This is a genomic window from Streptomyces sp. NPDC048623 (assembly GCF_040650755.1).
In the GTDB taxonomy this organism is placed as follows: domain Bacteria; phylum Actinomycetota; class Actinomycetes; order Streptomycetales; family Streptomycetaceae; genus Streptomyces.
Genome location: NZ_JBEZHV010000004.1, coordinates 1 through 21,999 on the forward strand (window position 1 = coordinate 1; position 21,999 = coordinate 21,999).

The following is a 21,999-nucleotide window of genomic DNA, read 5'->3' on the forward strand; positions in this document are numbered from 1 at the left end:
CGATCCCGTCGGCACCGCGCGGGCGAGGGCGGGACCCTGCCGCTTCCAGCGCCGCCAGAAAGCGCTCGTACGAGGTCCGGGACGCCGCCGACACCGAGGGGCCGACGGGGAGACTGCTGAACTGAGGGCGGGGCGCCTCTTACGCAGTACCCGCCCTGGTCAGGGTGATCACGTTGGTGGTCGTGGAGCAGCCGCCCACGTCCACGCAGCCGTGGCCCGTCTGCTTCAGGGTGAGTACGGGGTCGCTCCCCGTGATCTGGTACGTGCCGGACCCGTTCATCTTCACACCGCTCCCGGAGCCGGCGTAGGTGTAGGTGCCACCCGTGCCGCTGGTGGGGGTGTAGGAGTAGACGACCGTGAAGCCGGTGCCCTGGCCTTGCAGTGTGAACGGGGCGGCGAGGTCGGTGACGGTGCCGGACACCTTCACCTGGGTGCCTCCGCTGGCGACGTACGCCCCCTGCTTCGTGTCGAAGTCGATGCTCGCCTTGGCGACACCCCGCCGAGACCTGGCCTCAAGGGACACCGTCCCGGTCTTGTCGGGGGCGTCGGGAGCCGCGTAGGTGAAGGTCGCGTCGGCCTTGACCTTGCTGCCGTCGGGCTTGACCGAGGCGCCGCCCGCGGTGAGGGTCGCCTTGACCGTCCCGCCGACGGGCCCGCCGTCGATCCGGCTGCGCGGCGCGGCGTTGATCGTCGAGGTGGCGCCGGGCTTCATGCCCTTCGGCCCCGGCGAGGCGGTCGGCTTGAGGGCCACGCAACGGCCCGACTGCCAGCCCTTCTCGGCCGCCTCGGCGACCTTGACCTTGATGAGCAGGGTGTAGAGCGCGGAGAGAGTGACCGCGCTCTGGTACAGGTCGCCGTCCGGCTTGCCGCCGCTGCGGTTGAGGGTCGCGGAGCGCACCTTCGTGTCGCCGAACGAGCCCGAGACGTCCACGAAGCTGCCCTTGCTGTTGGCGAAGTCGGCCCACTGCATGCGGTAGTCGGCGTCAGCGGACTCCAGCATGGCGTCGTCGTTGGCCTGGCCGGTGACCTTGACATCCAGGGTGCCCCGCTGGCCGGTCCTGCCGCCCGTCTTCGTCGCTGAGATGTCGATCTGGGCTTCGGCCTCGAACTTGCCGCTCGCGTCGGGGCACGGGCTGATCCCGACCTTCACGACAAGCTTGGTGGTCACGCCGTCCGACTCGTGAGTGGCATCCATCTGCAGGTCGACGTGCTCGAGTGAGCCCGAGACCATGGCCCCCTTACTCAGTTCTTGCGATCCGCGCACGCCGTCCTTGAGGTCGTTCGTGGCGGAGACGACGCCTTCGGAGCCGAGCGTGGCGAGAAGGATGCCGCCGAACATGCCCTCGCCGATGGACGGGTTCGACGAGTCGGCGACGTACACCGCCGGCACGATCGTGATCGGTTTGGCACCGATCGCCCTCGCCTTGCTGGTGATCGCCCGACCGTGCGCGGCGAACGCGGCGTCGGCGGCCGCGGCTCCGCCGAGCGCCGACTCCAGACCCGACTCGGTCCACAGCGCCCGCTCGAGGACGTTGTCGAGCCTGGCGAGCTCGATCTCCTGCGGCTCCTGCGGCCGCGCCCGCTCGGTGTCGAGCACCTGCTGCAGCGACCCGAGGTCCACGGCGCCGTCGACGACGACCGGGCCGTGCTTCGCGGGCGGCCGATCGTTGCTGTTCGACTGCGAGCCACATGCGCTGAGCACGAGCGCCGCCAGCGTGACCAGAGAAATCGAGCGGACGAGACCGAGATGCGACAACGCGGAACTCCTTCTCACGGGCGTCCGGCGGCGGGGAGGTGCACCTGTCATGCGACAGGCAGGCCCCGGAGCGGGCCAACAATAGCCCTTGAATGTGGGACATGGGCACCCGAGTTGAGCCTGCCGGGCAAGACACCCGGCCGGCGCCGAACTGCTCGGTGGCGCGGACACTGCTCGCCGGCGATCACCCTCGGTTACTATGCTCATTTCGTGCCAGAGGCCGGCAGCAAGGGGCACGGCACCGAGAAGGGTGGCTGGGGAAAGTGTTGGAAGAGGTCGTAGCGACCCGCTACGTCACGCCTTTGCGTGAGGGCGGCTCGCTCCCCGGGATCGTCGAGGCCGACGATCTCGGCACGTACGTCATGAAGTTCACCGGCGCCGGGCAGGGGCGCAAGACCCTCGTCGCCGAGGTCATCTGCGGGCAGCTGGCCCGACGCCTTGGGCTGCGGGTGCCCGAGCTCGTCACCATCCAGCTCGACCCGGTGATCGGGCTCTCCGAGCCCGATCAGGAGGTGCAGGAGCTGCTCAAGGCGAGCGGCGGCCTCAACCTCGGGATGGACTTCCTGCCCGGCTCGCTCGGCTTCGACCCGCTCGCGTACGAGGTCGACCCGAAGGAGGCGGGCAAGGTCGTCTGGTTCGACGCCGTCATCAACAACGTCGACCGCTCCTGGCGCAACCCCAACATGCTGGTCTGGCACGGGGACCTGTGGCTGATCGACCACGGCGCCACCATGATCTGGCACCACAACTGGCCCGGCGCCCAGGCCTCCGCCGCGAAGCCGTACGACGCCTCCGACCACGCCCTCGCCTCCTTCTCGCCCGACGTCGCCGCCGCGGCCGCCGAGCTGGCCCCGCTGGTCACCCGCGAGCTGCTCACCGAGGTGGCCGCCGACGTGCCGGACGAGTGGCTGGTCGACGAGCCCGGCTTCGACAGCACCGACGCCCTGCGCGCCGCGTACGTGGAGGCCCTGCTGCCGCGCGCCGCGACCATCCACGAGCGGATCACCCTCGGGCCGCGCACCGAGCACCGACCCCAGCAGCCCCCGGGCTGGCTCGCCGACCGCCTCGCCCCGCGCCCCGCCCAGAAGGACAGCACCACGTGACCGACCGCGATGTCTTCGAGTACGCGCTGCTGCGCGTGGTGCCGCGTGTCGAGCGCGGCGAGTTCTTCAACGCCGGTGTGGTCGTCTACTGCCGCGCCCGGTCCTTCGTGGCCGCCCGCACCCATCTGGACGAGGCCAAGCTGACCGCGCTCGACCCGGGGGCCGACGTGACCGGTGTACGGGCCGCGCTGCACGCGGTCGAGGGCGTCTGCACGGGCGGCACCGCCGCCGGTCAGGCGGCCGGGGACGACGCCGGCCGGCGCTTCCGCTGGCTGATCGCCCCGCGCTCCACGGTGATCCAGCCGGGCCCCGTGCACACCGGTCTGACCGCCGACCCCGAGGCCGAGGTGGAGCGGCTGCTCGACCTGCTCGTCCGCTGACGGCGGCCTGGCGCGGTCCGACGGCGGCTCGGCGCGGCCCGGCGGTGTGCGGTCCCGGCCGGGTCAAGGCGTACGGCGCGTGATCCGGTGCACCCGGCGGAACGTTGACACCGGGTGCCAGGGCTTCTAGCGTCTCGTCTGCGGGCAATACTAAGCGGTCGCTCACCTCCCGGTTCGAGGGTCACGGGGTGGGGGAGCGGGGCGCGGGGTAGGCACCGCATCCAGGGACGAGCCAAGGGCGAGGAGAACAAGCATGTCCACCACCGAGCAGCGGGTAGCCGTCGTCACCGGTGCGGCGCGGGGCATCGGCGCCGCCACCGCGATCCGGCTGGCGGCCGAGGGCCGCGCCGTCGCCGTACTCGACCTCGACGAGGCGGCCTGCAAGGACACCGTCGAGAAGATCACGGCCGCGGGCGGCACCGCGCTCGCCGTCGGCTGCGACGTCTCCGACAGCGCCCAGGTGGAGGCGGCCATCGCGCGGATCGCCGCCGAGCTCGGCGCGCCCACCATCCTCGTCAACAACGCCGGCGTGCTGCGCGACAACCTGCTCTTCAAGATGTCCGAGTCGGACTGGGACCTCGTGATGAACGTGCACCTCAAGGGCGCGTTCCTGATGGCCAAGGCCTGCCAGAAGCACATGGTGGACGCGGGCTTCGGCCGGATCGTCTCGCTCTCCTCGTCCTCGGCCCTGGGCAACCGCGGCCAGGCCAACTACTCCGCCGTCAAGGCCGGTCTGCAGGGCTTCACCAAGACCCTCGCCAAGGAGCTCGGCAAGTTCGGCGTCACCGCCAACGCCGTCGCCCCCGGCTTCATCGTCACCGAGATGACCGCGCAGACCGCCGAGCGCGTGGGCATGGGCTTCGAGGAGTTCCAGGCCGCCGCCGCCTCGATGATCCCGGTCCAGCGGGTCGGCCGCCCCGAGGACGTCGCCAACGCCATCGCCTTCTTCACGGGCGACGACGCCGGCTTCGTCTCCGGCCAGGTCATGTACGTGGCCGGCGGCCCGCTCAACTGACGCACGGCGCGAGAGGGACAGGCACATGAGCACGAAGGAACTGCCCGCACTGTCGGGCAAGGTCGCTCTGATCACCGGCGCGAGCCGGGGCATCGGATACGGCGTCGCCGAGGCCCTGGTCGCCCGCGGCGACCGGGTCTGCATCACCGGACGCGGCGAGGAGGCCCTCAAGGAGGCCGTGGAGCGCCTCGGCGCCGAACGCGTCATCGCTGTGCCCGGCAAGGCCCACGACGAGGCCCACCAGGCCGCCGCGGTCGAGGCCACCATGGAGGCCTTCGGCCGGGTCGATTTCCTGATCAACAATGCCGGCACCAACCCGGTCTTCGGCCCCATCGCCGAACTCGACCTCGGGGTCGCCCGCAAGGTCTTCGAGACGAATGTGGTCTCGGCGCTCGGCTTCGCCCAGCAGACCTACCGGGCCTGGCAGAAGGAACACGGCGGGGCGATCGTGAACATCGCCTCGATCGCCGGCATCTCCGCCTCGCCGTTCATCGGCGCGTACGGAATCAGCAAGGCCGCGATGATCAATCTGACCCTGCAGCTCGCGCATGAATTCGCGCCGCTGGTCCGGGTCAACTCCATCGCGCCGGCCGTCGTGAAGACCAAATTCGCCGCGGCCCTGTACGAGGGCCGGGAGGCCGAGGCGGCCTCCCGGTACGCGCTGGGCCGGCTCGGCCAGCCGGAGGACATCGGCGGCGCCGCCGCCTTCCTCACCTCGTCGCAGTCGGACTGGATCACCGGCCAGACGCTGGTCGTCGACGGCGGTCTTTTCCTGAACGCCGGTGTCGAGTGACCGGTATCCGGACACCCTGAGGAATTCTTGACCGGTTTGGCCCCGGTTATACGTCGAATGCCTCAAGTGCCCCGCCAGGGCCGACCATTGACCTGGCGGGGCGCTGCGGTATCGTCGGCCGACCCCAGGCTGAACGAGGAGCGTGCACGTGTTCAACCGGACCAGTCTGCAGGCCGCTGCAGCCCTTGCGTCCATATCCCTCCTGTCCGGATGCAGTGTGTTTTCGGACAGTGAATCCGCAGTGGACCAGAGAATCGTCGTGGGGACGACGAGTTCTCCCTCGACCCTCGATCCGGCGGCCGCCTGGGACAATTCCTGGGAGCTTTTCCGGAATGTCTTCCAGACTCTGGTGGCATTCCCGACCGGAAGCGCGACGCCGAACCCGGACGCCGCCGACTGCGCCTTCAAGCAGGGCTCGTCGAGCCGGGTCTACGAGTGCCAGATCCACGAGGGCCTGACCTTCTCCAACGGGCACAAGCTCGACGCCGAGGCGGTCAAGTACTCGATCGAGCGGATCCGGACCATCAACGTCGACGGCGGCCCGAACGGCATGCTCGGCTCGCTGGACAAGATCGACGTCCCCGACCCGCAGACCGTGGTCTTCCGGCTCAACCAGCCCGACGCGACCTTCCCGTTCATCCTCGCCACCCCGGCCATGTCGATCGTCGACCCGGCCGAGTACCCCGCGGACAAGCTCCGCGAGGACGGCAAGCTGGTCGGCTCGGGCCCGTACGTCCTCGACGACTACAGCGAGGGCGAGAAGGCCGAGCTCACCCGCAACCCCAGCTACAAGGGCTTCGCCGACCGCAAGAACGGCGGCGTGACCATCCGGTACTTCAAGGAGTCCGAGCCGATGGTCACCGCGCTGAAGAAGAAGGAGATCGACGCCACCTACCGCGGTCTGACCGCCGAGGAGGTGGTCGCCCTCCAGGAGGACAAGCCGGAGAACCAGCACCTCCAGCTCATCGAGTCCACCGGCGCCGACATCCGCTACCTGGTCTTCAACGCCAAGGACCCGTCGGTCGCCCGGCCGGCCGTCCGGCGGGCCATCGCGCAGCTCGTCGACCGCGACGAGCTGGTCAACAAGGTCTACCAGGGCACCGCCGAGCCGCTGTACTCGATGGTCCCCAAGGGCATCGCCGGTCACACCACCAAGTTCTTCGACCGCTTCGGCTCGCCCGACGCGGCCAAGGCGAAGAAGATCCTGCGCGAGGCCGGCATCACCGAGACCGTGAAGCTGGACTTCTGGTACACCACCGACCGCTACGGCTCCGCCACCGGGCCCGAGTTCACCGAGCTCAAGCGCCAGCTGGAGGAGTCCGGCCTCTTCGAGGTGACCCTGCACGGCAAGCCGTGGAAGGAGTTCCAGGCCGGCTACCAGAAGGGCCAGTACCCGGTCTTCGGCCGCGGCTGGTTCCCCGACTTCCCGGACCCGGACAACTTCATCGCCCCGTTCGTCGGCAAGACGAACGTCCTCGGCACCCCGTACCTCAGCCCGAAGATCACCGGCGAACTCCTCCCCAAGTCCCGGCGCGAGAGCGACCGCGGCGCCGTCACGGACGAGTTCACCGAGGCGCAGGAGATCATGGTGCAGGACGTCCGGCTGCTGCCGCTGTGGCAGGGCAAGCTCTACATCGCCGCGAGCGAGGACATCGCGGGCGGCGAGCGGGCGCTCGACCCGCAGACGGTCATGCAGATGTGGGAGCTGGGCCGCCGCACCAGCTGGTAGGACGCCGCGAGCCGGCCGGCCGTCGACCGGTCGGCCGGTTCGCTTTTCCGTGGTCGGCCGGCCGGTCCGCTCTCCAGCGGCCGGCCGGCCGATTCCGTCTTCCGCGGCCGGAAGACGCCCGTGGACCCGGGCGGCGGACGGCGTTGTCAGTGGGGCCCGGTAGGTTCTCGTCCGGATCAAACGAACGCCCACCGGAGGTTCCCGACGTGACCGACACCGACCTGCTGCCCGAGTCCTGGCGCGGCGTCCTCGGCGAAGAGCTGGCGAAGCCCTACTTCAAGGAGCTGACCGAGTTCGTCGAGGAGGAGCGGGCCAAGGGGCCGGTCTACCCGCCGCGCGAGCAGGTCTTCGCCGCCCTCGACGCCACCCCGTTCGACCGGGTGAAGGTCCTGATCCTGGGCCAGGACCCGTACCACGGCGAGGGCCAGGGCCACGGCCTGTGCTTCTCCGTCCGGCCGGGCGTCAAGACCCCGCCCTCGCTGCGCAACATCTACAAGGAGATGCAGGCCGAGCTCGGCCTCGACATCCCCGACAACGGCTATCTGATGCCGTGGGCCCAGCAGGGCGTCCTGCTGCTCAACGCGGTGCTCACGGTCCGCGCCGGCGAGGCCAACTCGCACAAGGGCAAGGGCTGGGAGAAGTTCACCGACGCCGTCATCCGGGCCGTGGCCGAGCGCCCCGACCCGGCGGTCTTCGTCCTCTGGGGCAACTACGCGCAGAAGAAGCTGCCGCTGATCGACGAGGAGCGGCACGTGGTGGTGAAGGGCGCCCACCCCTCGCCGCTGTCGGCGAAGAAGTTCTTCGGCTCGCAGCCCTTCACCCAGATCGACGCGGCCGTCGCCGCCCAGGGCCACGAGCCGATCGACTGGCGCATCCCGAACCTCGGCTGAACCCCTGCCGGGGCCATGCGGAACCGGCGCGCCGAGCGCACACCTCGGCCGCCGGATCCGGCAGTCTCGGAGCGGGACCGACGGACCGATCGGGACCGGACGGGAACGAACGCGGGGAGCCGTGATGACCGGGCAGCAGGTGTCGGACGACGCCGTCATGACCAGGATCGGGCAGGCGGTCATGCTGCTCCACGGCGGCGACCGGGAGGAGGCCCGCAACCGCTTCGGCGCGATCTGGGACGGGCTCGGCCCCGACGGGGATCCGCTGCACCGCTGCACCCTCGCCCACTACATGGCCGACGCGCAGGACGACCCGGACACCGAGCTGGCCTGGGACCTGCGCGCGCTGACCGCCGCCGAGGGACTCGACGAGGACCGGCTCGCCCGCCACGACTCGGCGGTCGCCCTGCGCGCCCTCTACCCCTCGCTCCATCTCAACCTCGCCGCCGACTACGTGAAACTGGCCCGCCCCGACGCCGCCCGCGTCCATCTGGACCGGGCCCGCACCGCCGCCGCGGCCCTGGACGACGACGGCTACGGCAACGGCGTGCGGGCCGCGATCGACCGCCTCGACCTGCGGCTGCGGGGCGGCCTCTAGGACAGGCCCTGCCGGGTTCAGCGCCCGTACGTGCTCCGGCAGGCCTTCGCCTGCGGACTGTCCGGGCTCCAGCCGCCGTACGCCTGCCCGAGGGAGCACACCCCGGCCCGGTCGCGCGGCATCTGGGGAACCCCCGGCAGCCGTACGTCCGGGGTCCGCGGCCGGTGCTGATGCGGTACGGGGGAGGGGTGCGGGTGCTCGGTGCGGCGCGGCCGGGCCGGGGCGGGCGCGGCGTCGGTCCGCTGCCGCTCCACGGCCGAACCGGGCTCGGGCTCCGGGGGATCGGGCAGCGCGGCCTCCAGGGCCTCGCGGGCGGGCCCCTGCACGATCTGCGGGGCGACGTCCTGGCCGGCGGGGGAGGCGCCGCCGCCGGAGGAGGCGGGCGCGGGGGCCGCGGGCGGCGGGTCGACGGCGACGCAGCCCGTCAGGGCGGCGGCCATGGCCACGCCGGCGAGCAGCGTCCTGGTGGTTCGGGTTCCATGCACTCGGGCAACAATGCAGGTCGGGCCGCCTTTCGCGCGCCCCTACTCGCGAGGAATGCCCCGCATGAGTGATCACCCCGCCCCGGGCTGACCGGCACCGGGACGGGGGTGGGGGACCTGGGACCTTCGGCGGGTGCGGTCAGGAGCCGGTGGCGCCGTCGATGCGCTCGCGGATCAGGTCCGCGTGGCCGTTGTGGCGGGCGTACTCCTCGATCATGTGGAGGTAGATCCAGCGCAGGTTGATGAGGTCGCCCGTGCGGTGGTGGGCGCTCGCGCCGAGGTCGTCGAGGGAGTGTCCCTCGGCCAGCGTCCGGGCGTGCGCGATCTCCGCCTGCCAGGTGGCGAACGCCTCCTCGTAGGTGTCGCCCTCGATGGTGTGGATGTCCCGGTCGTAGTCCTCGTCGGTGGCGTAGATCCACTTGGCCTCCTCGCCGGCGAGGACCTTGCGGAACCAGCCGCGCTCGACCTCGGCCATGTGCCGGACCAGGCCGAGCAGGTTGAGGTCGGAGGGCGGGACGGAGGCGGTGCGGAGCTGCTCGTCGGTGAGGCCGGCGCACTTCGTCGCGAGGGTCGCGCGATGGAATTCGAGCCACTGTTCCAGGGCCTGGCGCTCACCAGTGGTGGTGGCTGGGTGTACGCGCTCGGGTGCTGCGGTGTGATCGGTCGTCATAAGGGGCATCGTCGCGGACGGCCGGGGCCGGGTGCCAGCGGTTTAAGGACCTGTCCGGGGCCGTGCCAGGGGGGCGCGCCCGGCGGATCAGGCCTGGTGCATCAGGCCTGATGGGTCAGTCCCGGCGCGGCGGCCCGCCCAGCATCCCCCGCAGCAGCTCGTCGAAGCCCGTGCGCAGCTCCGCCCGGCTGGGCACGGCGGCGTGGAAGGACCCGGCCGCACAGGAGAACATCAGGCCCTCGCACCAGGCGATCAGGGACAGCGCGTGCCGCTCGGGCGCGGTGGAGCCGGCCGCGCGCATCATCGCGATCGCCGGGCCGTGGAAGACGGCGCCCGCCGAGTCGAAGAAGGACCGCAGCTCGGGCCGCCGGGTGGCCTCCAGGGCCAGCTCGTAGCGGGAGACGAGCAGCGCCCGGTGGTCCGTCAGATAGCGGTGCAGCGCGAGCGCGAGCGCGTCGGCCAGGACCTCGGGGCCGGCGTCCGGTGCGGGCAGCTCGTCCGGGGCGAGGACACCCGCCTCCCGCTCGACCTGGCGCCGTACGGCGGTCTCCAGGAGCGCCTGGCGGGTGCGGGCGTGGTTGGACGTGGAGCCCTGCGGGAGCCCGGCCCGTTCGTCGACGGCGCGATGGGTGAGCCCGCGCATCCCGCGCTCCACGAGCAGGTCGAGCGCGGCGTCGCCGATCCGCTCGGCGCGGGTGGGCGGGGCGCCGGGGGCCGGGGACGGGGCGGGTGCTGCGGTCATGGGGACAACCTATGCGACCGGCCCGCCCCGCCTCCCCCTTCGACTACAGCTGTAGTACGGTGAGGAGCAGAGCTCACTGCATCTGTAGTGCGGGTGGTGCGCGCGCCCTCCCGGTTGCCGCCCGCCGCCCGCCGTCCCCGAGGGGGAGTCATGGAACAGCACCGCGCCGTCGTCGTCGGAGCCGGCATCGGCGGCCTCACCGCCGCCCTCGCCCTCCGCGCCCGCGGCTGGGACGTCACCGTCCTCGAACGCGCCGCCGACCTCGCGCCGGTCGGCGCCGGTATCGGCCTCGCCCCCAACGCCCTGCGCGCCCTCGACGTCATCGGCCTCGGCGCGCCCGTCCGGGACCTCGCCGCCTGGCAGGGCGACGGCGGCATGCGCCGCCCCGACGGACGCTGGCTCGCCCGTACCGACGCCCACGCCGCCGCCGCCCGCTTCGGCGACCCGCTCGTCCTGCTGCACCGCGCCACCCTGGTCGAACTGCTCACCTCCGCGCTCCCCGACGACACCGTCCGCACCGCGACCCCGGCCACGCTCGCCGACCCGGGCGACCGCACCCGCCCCGCCCGTGTCACCACCCCCGACGGCGAGTTCGAGGCCGAACTGGTCGTCGCCGCCGACGGCATCCGCTCCGCCACCCGCGCCGCCCTCTTCCCCGCCCACCCCGGCCCCCGCTACACCGGGTACACCACCTGGCGCACCGTCATCCCCGCGCCCGAGCGCCCCTTCGCCCCGCACGAGACCTGGGGACCCGGCCGTCTCTGGGGCAGCCAGCCGCTCAAGGACGGACGCGTCTACGCGTACGCCATGGCCGCCGCCCCCGAGGGCACGCACGCCCCGCACGGCGAGAAGGCCGAACTGGAGCGCCTGTTCGGCGACTGGCACCACCCCGTGCCCGCGATCCTCGCCGCCACCGAGGAGAGCGCGGTCCTGCGCCACGACGTGCACCATCTGATCGACCCGCTGCCCGCCTTCCACCTCGGCCGCACCGCGCTCCTCGGCGACGCCGCCCACGCCATGCAGCCCACCCTCGGCCAGGGAGGCAACCAGGCCGTCGAGGACGCCGTCGTGCTCGCCCACCACCTCGGCGCCGGGCGGCCCGTGCCCGCCGCCCTCGCCGCGTACACCGCCGAGCGCCTTCCCCGTACCACCGCACTGGTGCGCAAGGCCGCCCGCACCGGCCGGCTCGCACTGCTCTCCGCCCGCCCCGCCGTCGCCCTGCGGGACGCCGCCGTGACCGCCGTCTCCCGCTTCGGCCCCGGCCTGGTCCTGCGCGGCTTCGACGGCATCGCCGACTGGCGCCCGCCGGTGGACGGCGAGCCCGCGCGCGTAAGCTGACCGGCGCGAAAGCCCGTACCACGAAGTGAAGGAGACCCCGTGAAGGTCGGCTGCATCGGACTCGGCGACATCGCCCGCAAGGCCTACCTGCCCGTCCTGTCCGCCCTTCCCGGGGTCGAACTCCACCTCCAGACCCGTACCCCCGCCACCCTCGCCGAGGTCGGCGACACCCACCACGTGCCCGCCGAACGCCGCCACCGCGACCTCGACTCGATGATCGCGGCCGGGATCGACGCCGCCTTCGTGCACGCCGCCACCTCCGCGCACGCCGAGCTCGTCACCCGGCTCCTGGAGGCCGGTGTGCCCACCTACGTCGACAAGCCGCTCGCGTACGACTACGCCGACTCCGAACGCCTGGTGGAGCTCGCCGAGAAGCGGGCCGTCAGCCTCGCCGTCGGCTTCAACCGCCGGCTCGCCCCCGGGTACGCCCAGTGCGCCGAGCACCCGCGCGAGCTGATCCTCATGCAGAAGAACCGCATCGGACTGCCCGAGGAGCCGCGCACCTTCGTCCTCGACGACTTCATCCACGTCGTCGACACCCTGCGCTTCCTGCTCCCCGGCGAGGTCGAGCACACCGACGTGCGCGCCCGGGTCCGCGACGGGCTGCTGCACCACGTGGTGCTCCAGCTCTCCGGCGACGGCTTCACCGCGATCGGCATGATGAACCGGATGAACGGCTCCACCGAGGAGATCCTGGAGGTCTCGGGCCAGGACTCCAAGCGCCAGGTCCTCAACCTCGCCGAGATCGTCGACCACAAGGGCCAGCCCACCGTCCGGCGGCGCGGCGACTGGGTGCCGGTGGCCCGCCAGCGCGGCATCGAACAGGCCGTGCTCGCCTTCCTCGACGCCGTGCGCGCGGGCCGGGTGCTCAGCGCCCGGGACGCGCTCCGGACCCACGAGCTGTGTGAGCACGTGGTGCGCGAGGTGCTCGCCCAGGCCTCCTGAACCGACCGGAGGAGGCCGCGGAGGGGCCGCCGGGGCCGGAGCGGGGCCAGGACGCGGCGACCGGGGCCAGGCAGGCCAGGACGATCACGGTGACGGCGCCGTACACCGCCCAGTCGCCGGTCCGGTCGTACACCGTCGCACCGCCGCCGAGCGGCAGGACGTAGACGGCGGCCGCGCTGCTCCCGGTGCCGAGCCGCGGACCGATCCCGCGCCCGTCCGGCCCGTACGCGGCGCTGATCCCGGTCAGCGTCGCGTGCACCACCGGCCGCCCGGTCTCCGCGGCCCGCAGCGCGCCGAGCGAGGCGTGCTGCGCCGGGGCCCAGCTGTGCTGGAAGGTCGAGGTCGCCGACTGGGCCACCAGGACCTGGGCGCCCCCGCGGGCGAGGTGCCGGCTCATGTCGGGGAAGGCGGTCTCGAAGCAGATCAGCGGCCCGATCCGCAGCCCGGCCGGGGCCGGGGCCGAGTCCGGGGCCGAGTCCGGGGCCGGGTCCGGGCCTTCGGTCGCGGACGGTTCGGACGTGGCGGGCGTCGCGCCGGGCAGCGTCATCACCACGGGTGCCGTGCCGCGCCGCCGGTCCTCACCGGCCGCCTTGCCGACCGAGGTGGCCCAGCCGAGCACCGCGCGGGCCGGGATGTACTCCCCGAACGGCACGAGCCGCATCTTGTCGTACCGCTCGCCCGTCGGCCCGTCCCGGCCGACCAGGATCGCGCTCTTGAAGATCCCGGGCCGGTCGGAGCGCCGTGCGTCCACGTTCACGAGCAGCGGCGCGTCCACGGCCCGGGCGAGCGTCGTCAGCCGCGCCGTGAGGTCCGGCCGGGACGCCAGGTCCGTGCCGACACTGCTCTCGCCCCACACCACCAGGTCGAGCCGCTGCCCGGCGAGCGTACGGGTCAGCTCCTCGCTGCGGTCGAAGCGCTGGCCGGGCGGGCCGATCACCCCGGGCTGTACGACGGCGATCCGCACCGTGCCCGAGCCGCGCGAGGGGGCGCCGGCCCACCAGCCCAGGCCCACGAGAAGGGCGCAGCAGAGCAGCCCGGCCGTCGCGGTGCGCCGCAGCGGCGGTACGGCGAGCAGCAGGGCGACCGCCGTGTTCACGGCCACCACCAGCAGGCTCACCAGCCACACCCCGCCGACCGAGGCGAGCCGCAGCGCCGCCGGCACCTGCCACTGGCTCGCCCCGAGCAGCCCCCAGGGCCCGCCGAGCCCCTGCCAGGAGCGGACCAGCTCGACGAGCAGCCAGCCGGAGGGCACGACCACGAGCGCGGCGGCCGCCCGGCGCGGCGAGGGCACCCCGTACAGCATCGCCCGCACCAGGCGCCCCCAGGGCAGCCACAGCAGTCCGAGCAACGCGGCGATCACCAGGAGGAAGACGTGCAGGCTGGGCAGCAGCCAGTGGTGCACGGCGACCATGAACCCGATGCCGCCGCACCAGCCGTCCAGACCCGCCCGGCGGGGGTCCGGCGCCGTACGGATCAGCAGCAGCCAGGGGACGAGTGCCACATACGCCCACCACCACAGGCCCGGCGCGGGGAACGCGAGCGCGGGCAGCGCGCCGAGCACGAAGGCGAGCCCCGACCGCCCGAGTCCGTGGAACCGCCCGCCCGGCGCCCCCGCGCGCGGTGCGGGCGCCGGTTCCGGCGCCTGACCCGGTTCCTGCGCCGGTGCCTGCGTCGCCGGGGCCGTCGCCGACCGGTGGGCGAACGGGATCCGCATGCCCTGCCTCCAGGTGTCGCCTCCAGTGTGCGCGCGCCGCTCCCGGCGAGCCTCACATGCGGCGCCACCTCTCCTCGACCACCACGCCACGCAGCCGCCAGCCCGCGTCGGTGCGCCGCGCGGTGAACTCGTACCGTCCGCCGCACACGAAATCCTCGCCCGACTCGAAGCGCATCGGGTTCACATAGTCGGCGCGCACGGTCGCGGTGTCCCCCGGATAGCCCCCGAGATCCTCGATCCGGATCCGCCGGTTGACGATGAGGTGCTGCCGCACGGGAAACCGCCGCATGTTCTCGGCCAGCCACCGGGCGACCTCCTCGACCGCCCCCTCGATCCCGCCGGACCCCCGGTAGTCGGCCCGCCCGTCCGCCGTGAACAGCGCCCGGTACGCGGCCCAGTCGGAGTCGTCCACGGCCACGGCGTACCCGGTGACCAGATCGTCCAGAGCGAGCCGGTCCATCACGCCGGCGAGGTCCACGCGCTGCGTCATCGTGTCAGTGTCGGCCAGCGGGGGCCACAGGCCAAGGGCCGTGCGGCGGGAACGGCGAAAAGGGCCCGCACAGCCTCTGCTGCGCGGGCCCCTCGGCGCGGTGCGACGGTCGGGCGGTCGGTCCGGTCCGGGGTCAGCCCGCGGACTCGCCGGCGTGCGGGCTGAGCACGCCCATGGCGACCAGGACGAGCAGGGCGACGCCGAGGACGATGCGGTAGATCACGAAGGGCATGAAGGACTTCGTGGAGATGAACTTCATGAACCAGGCGATGACCACGTAACCGACGACGAACGCGATGATCGTGGCGAAGATCGTCGGGCCCCAGGAGACATGGCCGCTCTCGGCCGCGTCCTTGAGCTCCAGGCCGCCGGAGGCGACCACCGCCGGGATGGCGAGGAGGAAGGAGTAGCGGGCGGCGGCCTCACGGGTGTAGCCCATGAGCAGACCGCCGGAGATGGTCGCGCCGGACCGGGAGACGCCGGGGATCAGCGCCATCGCCTGGCAGACGCCGTAGATCAGGCCGTCCCGGACACCGAGCTCCGCCAGTGTCTTGCGCTCGCGCGCGGCCCGGTGCCGGCCGCCCAGTTCGTCGCGGGCCGCGAGCCGGTCGGCGACGCCGAGCACGATGCCCATGACGATCAGCGTGGTGGCGGTCAGCCGCAGATCACGGAACGGGCCCTCGATCTGGTCCTTGAGCGTGACGCCGAGGACGCCGATCGGGATCGAGCCGACGATGACCAGCCAGCCCATCTGCGCGTCGTGGTCGGAGCGCATCGTCTTGTCGAAGAGCGACCGGAACCAGGACGAGATGATCCGCCCGATGTCCTTGCGGAAGTAGATGATGACCGCGCTCTCGGTGCCGATCTGCGTGATGGCCGTGAACGCGGCGCCCGGGTCCTCCCAGCCGGCGAACGCGGCGGTGAGCCGCAGATGCGCGCTGGAGGAGATGGGGAGGAATTCGGTAAGCCCCTGGACGAGTCCGAGGATGAAAGATTCGAACCAACTCATGGGGCCAGGGCCGTCCCGAGATTACTTGTGCGGTCATACGGTCGGTGCGCAGCGTACCTTCCCCAGGTGACGCGCTCGCCACGGGGCTACGGGCGGCCCGCGGGCGGGCGTTGGGACCGGGGCTCAGCCCTCGACCGGGCCCGTGGTGGTCCAGCCCGGCGCCCGCATGTGGTGCTGGAGACTGGCCGGATCCGGCTCCGCGCCGCAGTGTGCGCACACCACCCGAGGGTCGAGGACCGCGCCGCAGCTGTGTTCCAGGACCACCGGCCGGGCGTCCGGGTTGAGGTGGCGGTCGCCCCAGGCCATCAGGGTCAGGAGCACCGGCGCCAGTTCCTCGCCGGACGGAGTGGCCCGGTACTCGTAACGCCTGGGCCGCTCGCTGTACGCCACCTTCTCCAGGACCCCCGCCTCGACGAGCCGCTTGAGGCGGGCGGTGAGGATGTCGCGCGGGGCGCCCGTGTTGCGGGCGATGCGGTCGAAGCGGCGGACGCCGAGCGAGATCTCGCGCAGCACGAGGAGCGAGTACTTCTCGCCGACCAGAGCGAGGGTGTCGGCGATCGAGCAGGGGCGGGGGGCGGCCTTCATGGGCCAAGCGTAAGGCAGGGGCGGGCAAGAGGGTTTGAAAAACCAACTCACTGGGCTATGTTACCGACAGGTGTAGGTCCAGTTATCCAACCTTGCAGCCCAGGAGCCGTGTCATGCGCGACGCCGTCCTTGTCGAAGCAGTCCGTACACCGATCGGAAAGGGCAAGCCCGGCGGCGCCCTCTCCGACGTCCACCCCGTGGCCCTGCTGTCCCACACCCTGCGCGCCCTGATCGACCGGGCCGGGATCGACCCGGCCCGCGTCGACGACGTCATCGGCGGCACCGTCGACCAGGTCGGCGAGCAGGCCATGAACACCACCCGCTACGCCTGGCTCGGCGCCGGCCTCCCCGAGACCGTGCCCGCCACCACCGTCGACCGGCAGTGCGGCTCCTCGCAGCAGGCCGTGCACTTCGCCGCGCAGGGCGTCATGTCCGGTGCGTACGACATCGTCGTCGCCTGCGGAGTCGAGTCGATGAGCCGGGTGCCGATGTGGTCCAACGTGCCGCCCGGCGCCGACCCCTTCGGCCCCGGCGTCGCCGCCCGCTACCCCGACGGCCTCGTCCCGCAGGGCATCAGCGCCGAACTCATCGCCGCCAAGTGGTCGCTGTCCCGCGCCGCCATGGACGAGTTCGCCGCCGCCTCGCACGCCAAGGCCGCGCGCGGCTGGGCCGACGGCCTCTTCGACGACCAGGTCGTGCCGTACGGCGACGTCCGCCGCGACGAGTCCGTGCGGCCCGCCACCACTCCCGAGATCCTCGCCGGACTGCGACCCTCCTTCGAGGACCCCGGCTTCGCCGAGCGCTTCCCGCAGATCGACTGGTCCGTCACGGCCGGCAACAGCAGCCCGGTCAACGACGGCGCCTCCGCCGTCCTCGTCATGGGCGCCGACACCGCCCGCGCGCTCGGCCTGCGCCCGCTCGCCCGGCTCCACTCCTTCGCCGTCACCGGCTCCGACCCGCTGCTCATGCTCACCGGCGTCATCCCGGCCACCGAGAAGGTGCTGCGCCGCGCCGGCCTCGACCTCGCGGACATCGACCTCTTCGAGATCAACGAGGCCTTCGCGAGCGTCGTCCTCGCCTGGCAGCAGGAGACCGGCGCGGACCCGGCGAAGGTCAACGTGCACGGCGGCGCCATCGCCCTCGGCCACCCGCTCGGCGCGAGCGGCACCCGGCTGACCACGACCCTGGTCCACGCCCTGCGGGCACGTGGCGGCCGGTACGGCCTGCAGGCGATGTGCGAGGCGGGCGGGCTGGCGAACGCGATGATCGTGGAGGCGTTGTAGGGGGGAGGGCGTAGGGGAGACAGGCTCCGCCGGCGGTGGGGCCGGGCCGGGGCGGCGCGCGGCTCCGCGTGTTCGCGCCCGGGTCCGGGCGCCGCGGGGCGGGCCCGCCCTCCCCGGCGCTCAGTCCGCGCCCGTCACCCCACCGCTGTGCTCCCGGCCCCGGCCCGGGCCCCCGCTCCCGCTCCCGCCCGCTCCGGCTCCGCCGTCCGGCCGCCGGGAGCCCCGGCCACCGGCTCCGGCTCCACCCCGCCCGTGAGGCGGTGCCGCTTGCACCAGCCCACCACGGCCGCCGCCGCCCCCGACAGGACGATGAAGCCCATCGAGATCAGAAACGCGGGCGAGGTCGGCGAGGTGGCCTCGCTGCCCGCGACCACGTACGCCGCCGTGTTCGGCACCGAGCCGAGCCCGGTCGCCACCAGGAAGGGGACGTACCGCATCCGGGACACCGCGGCCGCGTAGTTGGCCACCGCGAACGGCATCCCCGGGAAGAGCCGGATCGCCAGCATCGAACGGAACCCGTGGTGGCTCAGCTGCCCGTCCGCCGCCTTCAGCCAGCGCCCGCGGACGTACGGACGCAGCGCCTCCTGGCCGAGCGCGCGGCCCAGCGCGAACGAGAGACCCGCGCCGAGCACCGTGCCGCCGAGCGCCCCGCCGAGGCCCGCCTGTGCCCCGAACAGCGCGCCCGCCGCCAGATTGAGGATCGGCCGCGGCACCAGGGCCGCCGTGCACACCCCGTACGCGAGCCCGAACACGGCCACCGCGCCCGCGCCGCGCAACTCCGGCGGCCAGCCCGAGGCCAGCAGCCGCTGCGGCTCGAAGAGCAGCACCGAGAGCCCCGCGGCGAGCAGGATCACGGCGAGGCAGACCAGCCGGGCGCGGGGCGGCAGCAGCGTCCGGGAGCGGCGGACGGACACGGGCTCGAACACCCGGCGAGAGTAACCGACCCGGGCAGGTGATCGCCGTCCTCGCCACCCGTCGCCGCCGTCGTGTGCACGGGAGCGTGCGCCGTCGTGTGCGTGGGGCGCGTGCGCGGGCGGCGGGGCCGCTACTGCGCCAGGCCTCCCACCGCCAGGCCTTCTACAGTGAGGCGGTGACCACGATCGCCGTCCCCGACAGCGCCCTCGCCGACACGGTGCTGACCCGCCTCACCGAGGTCTACCCCGCGGCCGGCGACCCCTTCCGGGCGCAGGAGATGATCGCGTACATGAAGGGCGTCGCGCCCTTCCTCGGCATCCGCACCCCCGAGCGCCGGGCCCTCACCCGTACCGTCCTCGCCGGCCTGCCCGCCCCCGACGAGGCGGACTGCACCGCTCTCGCGCTGCGCTGCTTCGCACTGCCCGAGCGCGAGTACCACTACTTCGCCGTGGACTACCTGCGCCGCCACGTCAAGCGCTGCGCCTCCGGCTTCCTCCCCGTGGCCCGCTCACTGATCACCACCGTCTCCTGGTGGGACACGGTCGACCACCTCGCCGCGCACGTCGTCGGCGGCCTGGTCGCCGCCGACCCCGCGCTCGCCGGCGCGATGGACGAGTGGATCGCCGACGACGACCTGTGGGTGGCCCGCAGCGCCCTCCTCCACCAGCTCCGCTACAAGTCGGACACCGACGCCGACCGCCTCTTCTCCTACTGCCTGCTCCGCTCCGCCCACCCCGACTTCTTCATCCGCAAGGCCATCGGCTGGGCACTGCGCGAATACGCCAAGACCGCCCCGGGCGAGGTGCGCGCCTTCGTCGCGCAGAACAGCTCGCGGCTCTCGCCGCTGTCGGTGCGCGAGGCGCTGAAGAACCTCTGACGGTCCGTCCGGCGGGGCGGGGCGGGGCGGGGCGGGAGCGGCAGGGAGAGCGGCGCCCGGCCGCGCCGTAAATCGTTCGACGGCGGGCACTTGACCGGCCATCATCGGACACATGTCCCGGTACGCCTTCCCCGCAGCGCCGTCCGCAGTCGCGGACGCGCCGAAGGCTGCCGTCTCCGTGCCCGACCCGGCGTCGCTTGTCTCCGCGCCCGTTCCCGCACCCGCTTTCGCACCTGTTCCCGCACCCGTCGCCGCGCTGTCCGGCGGCGACCGAAGCTGACCCTTCCCGGATCGTCCGGCGGACCCCACAGGGGGAGGGTCGGTTCGGATTCCGGGGTCCCCACTCACGCTTCGAGCAGGGAATCGAGCGACATCGTCATGTCCAACACGCCCAAGCAGGTCTACGCCCGCACCAAGCCGCACCTCAACATCGGCACCATGGGTCACGTCGACCACGGCAAGACCACCCTCACCGCCGCCATCACCAAGGTCCTCAGCGAGCGCGGGACCACTCGTTACGTGTCCTTCGACCGGATCGACCGCGCGCCGGAGGAGGCGCGGCGCGGCATCACCATCAACGCCGCGCACGTCGAGTACGAGACGGACACCCGGCACTACGCCCACATCGACATGCCCGGGCACGCCGACTACGTCAAGAACATGATCACCGGCGCGGCGCAGCTCGACGGGGCGATCCTCGTCGTGTCCGCGCTCGACGGGATCATGCCGCAGACCGCCGAGCACGTGCTGCTCGCCCGGCAGATCGGCGTCGACCACATCGTCGTCGCGCTCAACAAGGCCGACGGCGCGGACGACGAGCTGACCGACCTGGTCGAGCTGGAGGTACGGGAACTGCTCACCGCGCACGGCTACGGCGGCGACGCCGTGCCCGTCGTACGGGTCTCGGGGCTGCGCGCCCTGGAGGGCGACCCGCGCTGGACGGCGTCCGTGGAGGCGCTGCTCGACGCGGTCGACACGTACGTGCCGGTCCCGGTGCGCTACGTCGACGCGCCGTTCCTGCTGCCGGTGGAGAGCGTGCTCACCATCACCGGGCGCGGCACCGTCGTCACCGGCGCCGTCGAGCGCGGCACGGTGCGCGTCGGGGACCGGGTGGCGGTGCTGGGCCCGGACACCGAGACCGTCGTCACCGGCGTCGAGACCTTCGGCCGCCCGATGGACTCGGCCCAGGCCGGCGACAACGTCGCCCTGCTGCTGCGTGGCGTCCCGCGCGGTGCGGTCCGCCGCGGGCACGTCGTGGCGGAGCCCGGCAGTCTCACCCCGCGCCGCCGCTTCACGGCGCGGGTCTACGTCCTGTCCACCCGCGAGGGCGGCCGCGCCACCCCGGTCACGACCGGCTACCGCCCCCAGTTCTACCTCCGCACGGCCGACGTGGTCGGCACCGTCGACCTCGGCCCCGCGACCGAGGCCCGCCCCGGCGAGACGCTCACGATGACCGTCGAACTGGGCCGCGACCTCCCCCTGGAGCCGGGTCTCGGCTTCGCGATCCGCGAGGGCGGCCGCACGGTGGGCGCGGGCACGGTGACGGAGGTTCTCTGACGGGTGCCGAACGGGCGGCCACGAAGGTGGCCGCCCGTTCCGGGCCCCCGGCCCCACGCCGGGCCGCACCCGTGCGGCAGGTTCGGCCGGCCTCTGGCCGTACGCCGACGCGCCGCGCGTCCGGGCCGCGGCCTGGCGCCTCGGGGCCAGGCTCCAACGGCCCAGGCCCCCGGACCCGAACGCCCGCCGGGGCCACCCCCACCCGGAGCGTCCCCTTCCGCCCCCCACCCCCACCCCCTCCCCACCCCTCCGCCACACTCCTCCCATGACCGACACGACGAGGCGTACGGCACTGGTACTCGGCGCGGGTGGGCTGACCGGGGCGGGGTGGGAGACCGGGGTGCTGTGGGGGCTGACCGAGGCCGGGGTGGGGGTGACCGGGGCCGATCTGGTCGTCGGGAGTTCCGCCGGGGCGGTGGTCGGGGCGCAGCTCGCGGGCGGGGGGACGGCGCTCGGCGCGCTGTACGAGAGCCAGTTCGGCGAGGCCGACGGGGAACTGCCCGCCGGTCTGCGGCCCGGACAGATCCTCCGCTACGCGCTCGCCGTGTTCACCTCGCGCACACCCGAGGAGTACGGGCGCAAGCTCGGCCGGCTCGCGAGTGCCGCCGACACCGTCGCGCCCCACGTCCGTCGGGAGGTCGTCGCCGCCCGGCTGGGTGGCGAGGCCGCATGGCCGGAGCGGCGGCTGCTGATCACCGCCGTGGACGCGGACAGCGGCGAGCTGACCGCGTTCGACCGCGACACGGGCGTCCCGCTCGTCGACGCGGTGACCGCCAGCTGCGCGATCCCCGGTGCGTGGCCGGTGGCCGAAATCGCCGGGCGGCGCTGGATCGACGGAGGTCTGCACTCCACCGCCAACGCGCAGCTCGCCGCCGGCTACGAGCGGGTCGTGATCATCGCGCCCAGCGCGAGCGGCAACAAGGCGCTGCACTCCCCGGCCCGCCAGGCCGCCGCGCTCGCCGCCGCCGGGGCCCGGGTCGAGGTCATCACGCCCGACGCCGGGTCCCGGCGGGCCTTCGGCCGGGACCGGTTCGACCTGACCCGCCGCGGGCCGGCCGCGCGGGCGGGGCGGGCCCAGGCGGCGGCCCATGCGGAGGCCGTGACCGCTCTGTGGGCACAATGAGCAGG

General features: G+C 73.2%; 22 protein-coding genes. 13 read left to right on the forward strand and 9 right to left on the reverse strand.

The window, feature by feature from the left end; genetic code table 11:
- Window positions 1-139: 139 nt before the first annotated feature.
- Complete coding sequence (locus tag AB0C73_RS07140) at window positions 140-1,756, reverse strand: hypothetical protein (protein WP_362525628.1); 1,617 nt, start codon at window positions 1,754-1,756, stop codon at window positions 140-142.
- Window positions 1,757-2,019: 263 nt separating this feature from the next.
- Here AB0C73_RS07140 and AB0C73_RS07145 point away from each other — a divergent pair, with 263 nt between their 5' ends.
- From AB0C73_RS07145 to AB0C73_RS07175, 7 genes are all read left to right on the forward strand, one after another.
- Window positions 2,020-2,859 carry a HipA family kinase gene (locus AB0C73_RS07145; RefSeq protein ID WP_362525631.1) on the forward strand — a complete coding sequence of 280 codons (840 nt, stop codon included), beginning with the start codon at window positions 2,020-2,022 and terminating at the stop codon, window positions 2,857-2,859.
- On the forward strand, window positions 2,856-3,239 hold the full coding sequence (locus AB0C73_RS07150) for a DUF3037 domain-containing protein (protein WP_362525634.1): 384 nt from the start codon (window positions 2,856-2,858) through the stop codon (window positions 3,237-3,239). Before AB0C73_RS07145 ends, AB0C73_RS07150 begins: the two co-directional genes overlap by 4 nt.
- A 253-nt stretch (window positions 3,240-3,492) precedes the next feature.
- The gene (fabG, locus tag AB0C73_RS07155) at window positions 3,493-4,254 is read left to right on the forward strand and encodes a 3-oxoacyl-ACP reductase FabG (protein ID WP_362525636.1); all 762 of its coding nucleotides are present in this window, start codon (window positions 3,493-3,495) and stop codon (window positions 4,252-4,254) included.
- Between the two features lie 25 nt (window positions 4,255-4,279).
- Window positions 4,280-5,047 carry an SDR family oxidoreductase gene (locus AB0C73_RS07160; protein WP_362525639.1) on the forward strand — a complete coding sequence of 256 codons (768 nt, stop codon included), beginning with the start codon at window positions 4,280-4,282 and terminating at the stop codon, window positions 5,045-5,047.
- Between the two features lie 148 nt (window positions 5,048-5,195).
- Window positions 5,196-6,776, forward strand: coding sequence for an ABC transporter substrate-binding protein (locus AB0C73_RS07165; protein WP_362525641.1), 1,581 nt, complete (start codon window positions 5,196-5,198; stop codon window positions 6,774-6,776).
- Window positions 6,777-6,982: 206 nt separating this feature from the next.
- Window positions 6,983-7,666 (forward strand): uracil-DNA glycosylase, encoded by a 684-nt coding sequence (ung, locus tag AB0C73_RS07170; protein WP_362525643.1) that lies wholly within the window; start codon window positions 6,983-6,985, stop codon window positions 7,664-7,666.
- A gap of 124 nt (window positions 7,667-7,790) precedes the next feature.
- A complete protein-coding gene (locus AB0C73_RS07175) occupies window positions 7,791-8,264 on the forward strand; it encodes a hypothetical protein (RefSeq protein ID WP_362525646.1) in 474 nt (157 codons plus the stop codon).
- A gap of 17 nt (window positions 8,265-8,281) precedes the next feature.
- Here the strand turns inward: AB0C73_RS07175 and AB0C73_RS07180 are convergent, their stop codons facing one another.
- From AB0C73_RS07180 to AB0C73_RS07190, 3 genes are all read right to left on the reverse strand, one after another.
- The gene (locus AB0C73_RS07180) at window positions 8,282-8,749 is read right to left on the reverse strand and encodes a hypothetical protein (RefSeq protein WP_362525649.1); all 468 of its coding nucleotides are present in this window, start codon (window positions 8,747-8,749) and stop codon (window positions 8,282-8,284) included.
- Between the two features lie 136 nt (window positions 8,750-8,885).
- Entirely contained in the window at window positions 8,886-9,425 is a 540-nt protein-coding gene (locus AB0C73_RS07185; protein ID WP_362525652.1) for a DinB family protein, read from the reverse strand.
- Between the two features lie 106 nt (window positions 9,426-9,531).
- On the reverse strand, window positions 9,532-10,158 hold the full coding sequence (locus AB0C73_RS07190; protein WP_362525655.1) for a TetR/AcrR family transcriptional regulator: 627 nt from the start codon (window positions 10,156-10,158) through the stop codon (window positions 9,532-9,534).
- A gap of 150 nt (window positions 10,159-10,308) precedes the next feature.
- Between AB0C73_RS07190 and AB0C73_RS07195 the strand changes: the two genes are divergently transcribed.
- Together AB0C73_RS07195 and AB0C73_RS07200 are read left to right on the forward strand one after the other, a co-directional pair.
- Window positions 10,309-11,496, forward strand: a complete 1,188-nt coding sequence (locus AB0C73_RS07195) for an FAD-dependent oxidoreductase (RefSeq protein ID WP_362525658.1) — start codon at window positions 10,309-10,311, stop codon at window positions 11,494-11,496.
- Window positions 11,497-11,535: 39 nt separating this feature from the next.
- Window positions 11,536-12,441: a Gfo/Idh/MocA family oxidoreductase gene (locus AB0C73_RS07200; protein ID WP_362525661.1), complete on the forward strand. Its 906-nt coding sequence runs from the start codon at window positions 11,536-11,538 to the stop codon at window positions 12,439-12,441.
- On the opposite strand, the gene lnt is transcribed toward AB0C73_RS07200, so the two are convergent.
- From lnt to AB0C73_RS07220, 4 genes are all read right to left on the reverse strand, one after another.
- Window positions 12,365-14,155 carry an apolipoprotein N-acyltransferase gene (gene lnt, locus AB0C73_RS07205; RefSeq protein WP_362525664.1) on the reverse strand — a complete coding sequence of 597 codons (1,791 nt, stop codon included), beginning with the start codon at window positions 14,153-14,155 and terminating at the stop codon, window positions 12,365-12,367. The two genes, AB0C73_RS07200 and lnt, sit on opposite strands and share 77 nt — an antisense overlap.
- 52 nt (window positions 14,156-14,207) lie before the next feature.
- Window positions 14,208-14,645 carry a nuclear transport factor 2 family protein gene (locus AB0C73_RS07210; protein ID WP_362525666.1) on the reverse strand — a complete coding sequence of 146 codons (438 nt, stop codon included), beginning with the start codon at window positions 14,643-14,645 and terminating at the stop codon, window positions 14,208-14,210.
- Between the two features lie 133 nt (window positions 14,646-14,778).
- On the reverse strand, window positions 14,779-15,654 hold the full coding sequence (locus AB0C73_RS07215) for an undecaprenyl-diphosphate phosphatase (protein ID WP_362525669.1): 876 nt from the start codon (window positions 15,652-15,654) through the stop codon (window positions 14,779-14,781).
- 123 nt (window positions 15,655-15,777) lie between these two features.
- Window positions 15,778-16,239 carry a helix-turn-helix domain-containing protein gene (locus tag AB0C73_RS07220; RefSeq protein WP_362525672.1) on the reverse strand — a complete coding sequence of 154 codons (462 nt, stop codon included), beginning with the start codon at window positions 16,237-16,239 and terminating at the stop codon, window positions 15,778-15,780.
- A gap of 113 nt (window positions 16,240-16,352) precedes the next feature.
- Between AB0C73_RS07220 and AB0C73_RS07225 the strand changes: the two genes are divergently transcribed.
- Window positions 16,353-17,522, forward strand: coding sequence for a thiolase family protein (locus AB0C73_RS07225; protein ID WP_362525673.1), 1,170 nt, complete (start codon window positions 16,353-16,355; stop codon window positions 17,520-17,522).
- Window positions 17,523-17,656: 134 nt separating this feature from the next.
- Here the strand turns inward: AB0C73_RS07225 and AB0C73_RS07230 are convergent, their stop codons facing one another.
- Window positions 17,657-18,448 (reverse strand): VTT domain-containing protein, encoded by a 792-nt coding sequence (locus AB0C73_RS07230; RefSeq protein WP_362525676.1) that lies wholly within the window; start codon window positions 18,446-18,448, stop codon window positions 17,657-17,659.
- A gap of 164 nt (window positions 18,449-18,612) precedes the next feature.
- On the opposite strand from AB0C73_RS07230, the gene AB0C73_RS07235 reads away from it, so the two are divergent.
- The 3 genes from AB0C73_RS07235 (at window position 18,613) to AB0C73_RS07245 (ending at window position 21,994) form a co-directional block, all read left to right on the forward strand.
- Window positions 18,613-19,314, forward strand: a complete 702-nt coding sequence (locus AB0C73_RS07235) for a DNA alkylation repair protein (RefSeq protein WP_362525679.1) — start codon at window positions 18,613-18,615, stop codon at window positions 19,312-19,314.
- A gap of 378 nt (window positions 19,315-19,692) precedes the next feature.
- The gene (gene tuf, locus AB0C73_RS07240) at window positions 19,693-20,871 is read left to right on the forward strand and encodes an elongation factor Tu (RefSeq protein ID WP_362525681.1); all 1,179 of its coding nucleotides are present in this window, start codon (window positions 19,693-19,695) and stop codon (window positions 20,869-20,871) included.
- A gap of 265 nt (window positions 20,872-21,136) precedes the next feature.
- Window positions 21,137-21,994, forward strand: a complete 858-nt coding sequence (locus AB0C73_RS07245; protein WP_362525683.1) for a patatin-like phospholipase family protein — start codon at window positions 21,137-21,139, stop codon at window positions 21,992-21,994.
- Window positions 21,995-21,999: the final 5 nt, after the last annotated feature.

Bases quoted from the DNA above. Each gene is read 5' to 3' on its own strand.
- AB0C73_RS07215 (WP_362525669.1), bottom strand. From the start codon at position 15,654: ATGAGTTGGTTCGAATCTTTCATCCTCGGACTCGTCCAGGGGCTTACC.
- AB0C73_RS07175 (WP_362525646.1), top strand. From the start codon at position 7,791: ATGACCGGGCAGCAGGTGTCGGACGACGCCGTCATGACCAGGATCGGG.
- AB0C73_RS07190 (WP_362525655.1), bottom strand. From the start codon at position 10,158: ATGACCGCAGCACCCGCCCCGTCCCCGGCCCCCGGCGCCCCGCCCACC.
- tuf (WP_362525681.1), top strand. From the start codon at position 19,693: ATGTCCAACACGCCCAAGCAGGTCTACGCCCGCACCAAGCCGCACCTC.
- AB0C73_RS07160 (WP_362525639.1), top strand. From the start codon at position 4,280: ATGAGCACGAAGGAACTGCCCGCACTGTCGGGCAAGGTCGCTCTGATC.
- fabG (WP_362525636.1), top strand. From the start codon at position 3,493: ATGTCCACCACCGAGCAGCGGGTAGCCGTCGTCACCGGTGCGGCGCGG.
- AB0C73_RS07210 (WP_362525666.1), bottom strand. From the start codon at position 14,645: ATGACGCAGCGCGTGGACCTCGCCGGCGTGATGGACCGGCTCGCTCTG.
- lnt (WP_362525664.1), bottom strand. From the start codon at position 14,155: ATGCGGATCCCGTTCGCCCACCGGTCGGCGACGGCCCCGGCGACGCAG.
- AB0C73_RS07225 (WP_362525673.1), top strand. From the start codon at position 16,353: ATGCGCGACGCCGTCCTTGTCGAAGCAGTCCGTACACCGATCGGAAAG.
- AB0C73_RS07245 (WP_362525683.1), top strand. From the start codon at position 21,137: ATGACCGACACGACGAGGCGTACGGCACTGGTACTCGGCGCGGGTGGG.
- AB0C73_RS07220 (WP_362525672.1), bottom strand. From the start codon at position 16,239: ATGAAGGCCGCCCCCCGCCCCTGCTCGATCGCCGACACCCTCGCTCTG.
- AB0C73_RS07185 (WP_362525652.1), bottom strand. From the start codon at position 9,425: ATGCCCCTTATGACGACCGATCACACCGCAGCACCCGAGCGCGTACAC.
- AB0C73_RS07195 (WP_362525658.1), top strand. From the start codon at position 10,309: ATGGAACAGCACCGCGCCGTCGTCGTCGGAGCCGGCATCGGCGGCCTC.